The sequence below is a fragment of the Mesorhizobium sp. M4B.F.Ca.ET.089.01.1.1 genome (genome assembly GCF_004022605.1).
GTDB classification, from domain to species: Bacteria; Pseudomonadota; Alphaproteobacteria; order Rhizobiales; family Rhizobiaceae; genus Mesorhizobium; species Mesorhizobium abyssinicae.
In genome coordinates this window covers 1-6,279 of the sequence record NZ_RZOS01000349.1, presented here as the reverse complement: position 1 = coordinate 6,279, position 6,279 = coordinate 1, and the positions used below count along the sequence as shown (strand labels likewise).

The 6,279-nt window shown below is 64.1% G+C and carries 7 protein-coding genes; 5 read left to right on the top strand and 2 right to left on the bottom strand.

The genetic code is table 11. The features are described 5' to 3' along the window. The 5 genes from EN780_RS25245 to EN780_RS25225 all read left to right on the top strand — a co-directional run. Positions 1 to 498 (top strand): EscD/YscD/HrpQ family type III secretion system periplasmic domain-containing protein (locus tag EN780_RS25245; protein ID WP_210215050.1); only part of this gene is annotated, 498 nt, incomplete at its 5' end. Positions 499 to 536: 38 nt separating this feature from the next. Further along, positions 537 to 935, top strand: a complete 399-nt coding sequence (locus EN780_RS25240) for a hypothetical protein (protein WP_127393865.1) — start codon at positions 537 to 539, stop codon at positions 933 to 935. A 17-nt stretch (positions 936 to 952) separates the two neighbouring features. Beyond that, entirely contained in the window at positions 953 to 1,264 is a 312-nt protein-coding gene (locus EN780_RS25235) for a hypothetical protein (protein ID WP_245455579.1), read from the top strand. After that, on the top strand, positions 1,261 to 3,432 hold the full coding sequence (gene sctV, locus EN780_RS25230; protein WP_245500126.1) for a type III secretion system export apparatus subunit SctV: 2,172 nt from the start codon (positions 1,261 to 1,263) through the stop codon (positions 3,430 to 3,432). Before EN780_RS25235 ends, sctV begins: the two co-directional genes overlap by 4 nt. 144 nt (positions 3,433 to 3,576) lie before the next feature. After that, on the top strand, positions 3,577 to 4,617 hold the full coding sequence (locus EN780_RS25225) for an EscU/YscU/HrcU family type III secretion system export apparatus switch protein (protein WP_128275641.1): 1,041 nt from the start codon (positions 3,577 to 3,579) through the stop codon (positions 4,615 to 4,617). A 112-nt stretch (positions 4,618 to 4,729) separates the two neighbouring features. Here EN780_RS25225 and EN780_RS25220 read toward each other — a convergent pair whose 3' ends face one another. Further along, on the bottom strand, positions 4,730 to 5,059 hold the full coding sequence (locus tag EN780_RS25220; RefSeq protein WP_245500125.1) for a hypothetical protein: 330 nt from the start codon (positions 5,057 to 5,059) through the stop codon (positions 4,730 to 4,732). Positions 5,060 to 5,262: 203 nt separating this feature from the next. Then, on the bottom strand, positions 5,263 to 6,279 hold a 1,017-nt coding region (locus EN780_RS25215), incomplete at its 5' end, for an isocitrate/isopropylmalate dehydrogenase family protein (RefSeq protein ID WP_133372709.1).

The window sequence follows — 6,279 nt, the reverse complement described above, 5'->3', positions numbered from 1 at the left end:
GGCGAGACGCGCCCCTCGAAAGATGGCGAACCGATCAGAATGGCCTTCGCCGGCGAGCCGGGCCAACAGGTCCTGGACGATTCGTCGCCGGCGCAAATTCAGACCGCCGCCGAAGCGGAAAGTCAGCTCAAGCTGCGTCTCGAGCAATCCGGCATAAGGACCTTGACCGTTCAGCGATCGCCGGGACGCCTCGTGGTGTCGGGCATGATCCCGAATGACCAGAGCGGCGTCTGGACGGAAACGCAATCGTGGTTCGACCAGGCCTTCGGCGCACACATTCCGCTGGTCTCCAACGTCATGATCGGCAACGCCGAGCAGGCCCCGCGCCTGACGCTGCAGGCGATCTGGTATGGCGAGCGGCCTTACGTCATCGCAGCCGATGGCGCGCGCTACCACGAAGGTGCATTCACCAATGACGGCTGGACCATCAAGCACATCGGCGAGACGGAACTTCTCCTGACGAAGGGCGGCGCCACGGTCGCGCTGAAATACCCGTGAACCGTCGGCTTGAAGGGCCGCGATTCGATTCGGCAAGGATGGACACGGCTGGCCGCGAGGTGCGCCAGGCGGAAGGCGTGCGCGGTCAGGCAATCAACCGGCGACGGATGAATGGCGTCGACAAGGCCGCGAGCCGTGCTCAGGGAACGAAATCCGCCGCTGGTGCTGAAAGGCCGCAAACCGCGGAGTTTCAGTCCTCCAGGGAAGCGGCAGGCGAATCGCTTGATGACATCCTCATCGACTTCGTCATGCCCCGTATACCCGAGCCAGCCATCCTGCGGCGCTCCGTGCCTATCCTCCAGCATTTTGTGACGCACCTGGTTCCCAACCTCGAGGGCGGCGAGCAGCTCAAGTCGCTTGCGAGAACGCTGATGGAGGATGAAATCGAGCGTCATCGCGACCTGCTTGGTCGCATGCAGGAAGGAATCGAAATCTGACCGGCCCGGATGACACGGTGCATCTGCTGCATGTCCTGGGCTTTCTCTACGGGTCTCACGGGCAGGCAAAGCGGGGCGCGGCGTATCTGCTTATCGCCGCGCAGCTGTCGCCGGGAAATGCCGGCGTGCTGAGGACATTGGCGCATCTGCTCATCCTCGATGGCGAGGCGGAAAAGGCGCTGGCCACGATTGCCAGGCTGGAGACCTTGGAAGGAATGGACCATCCGGCGCTTGCCTTGCTGAAGAGCCGAGCCTTGCTCGTGGCGGGGCGCAAGACCGAGGCGCACAGCGCCCTGCTGAGTTTCCTTTCGCAACGAGGCGTTCAATGACCATGACCATGTCGGAGCGGCTTCTGCAATTCCTTGCCAGGCTGTCACGCCGCAGCGATCTGGTCATCGCCGTCCTGCTGCTCGTCGCGGTGGTGATGATGCTCATTCCGTTGCCGACTTTCCTCGTCGACATTCTCATCACCGCCAACATCGCCATCAGCGTGCTCATCCTGCTGGCATCGTTTTACGTTTCCCATCCGCTCCAGTTCTCGTCGCTGCCGTCGGTCATCCTGATCGCCACCTTGTTCCGGCTGGCGATCACGATCACGACGACGCGACTGATCCTGCTGCAGGCCGATGCTGGCGAGATCATTACCGCCTTCGGCACCTTTGTCGTCGGCGGCAGCATTGCGGTCGGCCTGGTCATCTTCCTGATCATCACCGTCGCACAGTTCATCGTGGTCGCGCGGGGTGCCGAGCGCGTCGCCGAAGTGGCCGCACGCTTCACACTCGATGCACTGCCGGGCAAGCAGATGAGCATCGATGCGGAGCTGCGCAACGGCGACATAGACCAGGCGGAGGCGCGACGCCTGCGCCAGCAGTTGGAGCGCGAGAGCCAGCTGTTCGGCGCGATGGACGGCGCCATGAAATTCGTCAAGGGCGACGTCATCGCCGGTATCGTGATCATTCTGGTCAACCTGATCGGTGGTTTCGCGGTCGGAACGCTGCAGCACGACATGTCATTGGGGGATGCGGCCGCGACCTACTCGCTGCTCACCGTGGGTGACGGGCTGGTGGCGCAAATACCGGCACTGCTCGTCGCCGTGGCCGCGGGCACGATGGTGACGCGTGTCGGCAGCGCGGACGGAACGGGCGACCTTGGCCAGCAAATAACCAGCCAGCTCCTGCGCGACTCCCGAGCGCTCGCGCTCGCTGCGGTGATCATGGTCGGCCTGGCCATCGTGCCAGGCTTCCCGTCGATCGTGTTCCTGATCCTCGGCGCCTGCTTCGGCGCCGGCGCCTACGCAATCAGTCGCCGCACCGCCCGGGAATCCGAGCCTGAGGACACCGCCGGCCAGATCGCCATGCGCGAACAGCCGGGAAATTCCGCAGCGCTTTCAGCAATCTCCACCGGAACGCTGCCTCCTTCCTACCGCATCGTCGTGCGCTTCGGAGCCGAACTCGGTCGCTCGATCCCGGAGCCCGAATTTGCCGCGCTGGCCGATGGCGTGCGCCGCGAGCTCTTCGGCGATCTCGGTGTCGACGTTCCGGCCATCGGCCTGCAGGTCGACGAGATGCTTTCGCCTCGCGGCATCCGCATCGATCTGGAGGGTGCGCCCATCCTCGACGCCGAGATTCCCGCCGACCGCGTTCTTGTCGAGGCGGATGCAACGCATCTCGACCTGCTCGAGGTGGCTTACGAAGGCGGTTCCTCGATTGCCGGCCAGCGCAGATTCGTGTGGGTCGACGACAGCCACCTGCCGGCATTGAGGGAAGCCGGCTTCGCCTTCTCCACGCCGGCGGAAACAGCGGCCAAGTGGACCGGAAATGCGCTGCGGCTCTATGCCGGCCATTTCGTCGGGATTCAGGAGACACGCAGGCTCCTGTCGGACATCGAGCCGGACTACGCGGATCTGGTCAGGCAGGCTCAGGAGATCGTGCCGCTGCAGAAGATCGCGGAAGTGCTTCGCCGGCTCGTCGGCGAAAACGTGCCGATCCGCAATCTGCGCCTCATCCTGGAAGCGCTGATCGAATGGGGCCAACGCGAGCAGGACGTCGTCCTGTTGACGGAATATGTCCGCACGTCGTTGAAGCGCCAGATCAGCTTCCGATCCGCCGGACGCAACAACATCATCGCGGCCTACGTGCTGCAGCGGTCGGCCGAGGATATCCTGCGCAACGCGGTGCAAGGCTCCTCGACCGGCACATTCCTGAACCTTTCGGACGATGACGCGCAGGCCCTGGTGACCGAGATCGACCGAGCCCTGTCGCAGAGCTCCATCGATGTCTCGCCCGTCGTCCTTGCCGCGACGGACGTGCGCCGGCACATGCGCACCTTACTGATGCACAATGCCATCGAGCTTCCCGTCCTGTCGTTCCAGGAACTCGCGCAGGAATTCAACGTCCAGCCTTTGGCCACGATCACCGGCCGCACGGTCAGAACCGGCGCGCGCTCGCAGGCGCTGCCCTCGGCTCAGGCGAAAGCCGGGCAAGAGGCTGCCTCATGACGGCATCCGGACGGACGGGGACATTAGGGGAATCAGGAGAGGAACGGGCTGACAATCCACGATACCGCAGCGCTCGCCTTGGCGTCCGGCATCGCTGCCGCACATCGGCCCACTGGAACCACAACTGTGCGGTAAGATTGCAACATGGCCGAAGAAGCTGAGGAAAAGAAGCTACCGGCATCGGACAAGAAGCTCCGTGACGCCCGCCGCAAGGGCCAGGTTCCGCAGAGCCGCGACCTGGTCTCCGGCTTCACGCTTTTCGCGGCGCTGGCGTATCTCTATTTTGCCTGGCCGACGCTCTTCAAGCGCCTTTCGGACCTCGTGCAGACCGTGACGATGCCCGGCGAACCGTTCGGGGACGCCAGCCTGCGGGCCATCCGCCATTCGTTCTCGCTGCTGATGCTTGCCACATTGCCGCTGGTCGGGATCGTCGTCGTTCTCACCGTTGCCTTCGGCATGCTGGGGACGTTCGGGCCGGTCTTCTCGTTTGAGCCGCTCAAGCCGCAGTTCGATCACATAAATCCGGCGAAGGGCCTGCAGAAGATCCTGTCGCTCCGCAACGTCGTCGAGTTCGCCAAGGGCCTGGCCAAGGTGGTGTTGCTGGCAAGCCTGTTCGTGTTCATCCTGATGGCGTGGCTGCAGCCGCTCTTCGATGCGCCGGGCTGCGGCCCGTCATGCCTGGAGCCAATCATCATGGCGGTGTTGACACCTCTTGGAATCGCCGCCGCCCTGGCCTTTGTCGTCATCGGTGTGATCGACGTTCCGATCCAGCGCTGGCTGTTCCTTCGCGACATGCGCATGACGACAACCGAATACAAGCGCGAACACAAGGATCTCGAAGGCGATCCCTTGATCCGCCACGAGCAGCAGCGGCAGCGGCGCCAGGCGGTGACGCAACCTGCGAAGCTTGGTGTAAGAAATGCGGTCATCGTCTTCGCGACCGGCGACCGCGCCGTGGCGTTGCGTTACATCAAAGGCGAAACGCCGGTGCCGACCGTCGTCGGCAAGGGCCAGGGCCGCGCGGCCGACGAGATGGCTGCGCAAGCACGCCAGGCAGGTATTCCAGTGGTCGACGATGCGACGGTCGCGGAACCACTTTTCGAGCGCGCCAATACGGGAACATATATCGGCCAGGACATGTTCTCACCTGTCGTTCGCCACCTCGTCCGCCACGGGCTCACGTGAGGCAAAATCCTGCGGTTCTTTTGCAGTCGCGATGTGCGAATGAATCCCGACGGCCAGGGTATGAGCGCGGTTGGCTATCTGATGGAGAACCGCTGGCCAGACGGCCGCGATCTCATGCCGTCCACATCGTGGAGTGGAGCAGAGCTTGCATGTGCTCTGGCAAATCCAGTTCGCCGCGCGCCTCGATCTCGAGAAGATACGTTGCCTTGGCAAAGCGATCGCCTTGCGTGGCCACGGGAAAGGCGCAGATGGAGATCAGCGCCCTCTCCTCTTCCCGGCTGGCTTCATCGTAATCGCCGCTGTTGGCACCCGTTTCGTGGACGGCTTTGAGGAACGCCGCATATGCCGTCTTGTGCCCGTCGATCAACGCTCGCAGGGCGCTCGACGGTTCTGCCTCTAGACGCGATGCCTCTGCGGCGAGTGACGTGGCTGATACGGTCATGCCGACAACGGCAGTGCCTGACCGGAAGAGCACGGTGCGACGGCTGATCCTGGACGTGGGAAACGCTCCTCTCATTTCAGAACAGCACGTAACAGCTGTCCTCGACCGTGGGACCCTAACATGGCGGCTAGCCCATTTATGTCAGGATGAAACTCGAAGCCGGCACGGTTATCGCACAAGGTCAGTTCCTGGCCTGCCCCGCCTCACGCCGCGAGCCGGTCGCAGACGTTCCCGGTGATCTCGGCGGTCGAAGATCTTCCCTTCAGGTCGGCGCTGAGCAGCCCGCCCGCCAGGCAAACCTCCGTCACACGACGGATTTGCTCGGCGGCCCGGAGCAGCCTTTCGTCGCCATGTCCACGGCCGAGCCAATCGAGCATGGCCGCCGCCGACAGGATCGTCCCGTAGGGGTTGGCGATCCCCTTGCCGGCAATGTCCGGCGCCGAGCCGTGCGCGGCCTGGAAAAAGCCCTTCGTGTCGCCAACCTCGGCCGACGGCGCCATTCCCATTCCGCCGACCGTCGCCGCCGCCAGGTCGGAGAGGATGTCGCCGAACATGTTTTCGCTGACGATGATGTTGAAATGGCCGGGCTTCAGCACGAGGTGCATGGCCATGGCGTCGACCAGCGCATGTTCGGTCGCGATGTCGGGATAGTCCTTTGCCACCTCGTCGAAGACGGAGCGGAAAAACGCGTAGCTGCGCAGCACGTTGGCCTTGTCGCAGCATGTCACCCGCCGCACGCCGTCGCGGGGCGCGCCGTTCGACTGGCGTGCCAGTTCGAAGGCCTTGCGCACGATGCGCTCGATGCCGGCGCGCGTCTGCACGAGCGTGTCGACCGCCACCTCGCCGCGCAGCAGCGCCCCTGCTCCGCGCGCCGCGTAGAGCCCCTCACTGTTCTCGCGCAGGATGACGTAGTTGATGTCGCCCGCCTTCACCCCGCTGAGCGGACTCGTCACCCCTTCGAAGAGCCTGATCGGGCGGATGTTGGCGTAGAGATCGAGTTCGAAACGGAGCTTCAGCGTGAAGTCGAGGCCTGCTTCCGTGCCGTCGGGATAGACCACGCCCGGCAGGCCGCCGGCGCCGTGCAGGATCGCGTCCGCGGCGCGGCACGCTTCGAAGGTCGGTTCGGGAAAACTCTGCCCCGTCTTCAGGAAATGCTCGGCGCCGGCGGGGTATTCGGTGAAGCGCAAAGGGCAGTCCGGCCCGAGCGCCGCCTTCACCAC

Excerpts from the sequence above, each read along its gene's own strand:
- EN780_RS25225 (WP_128275641.1), top strand. The coding sequence starts at position 3,577 with ATGGCCGAAGAAGCTGAGGAAAAGAAGCTACCGGCATCGGACAAGAAG.
- sctV (WP_245500126.1), top strand. The coding sequence starts at position 1,261 with ATGACCATGACCATGTCGGAGCGGCTTCTGCAATTCCTTGCCAGGCTG.
- EN780_RS25220 (WP_245500125.1), bottom strand. The coding sequence starts at position 5,059 with ATGACCGTATCAGCCACGTCACTCGCCGCAGAGGCATCGCGTCTAGAG.
- EN780_RS25240 (WP_127393865.1), top strand. The coding sequence starts at position 537 with ATGGACACGGCTGGCCGCGAGGTGCGCCAGGCGGAAGGCGTGCGCGGT.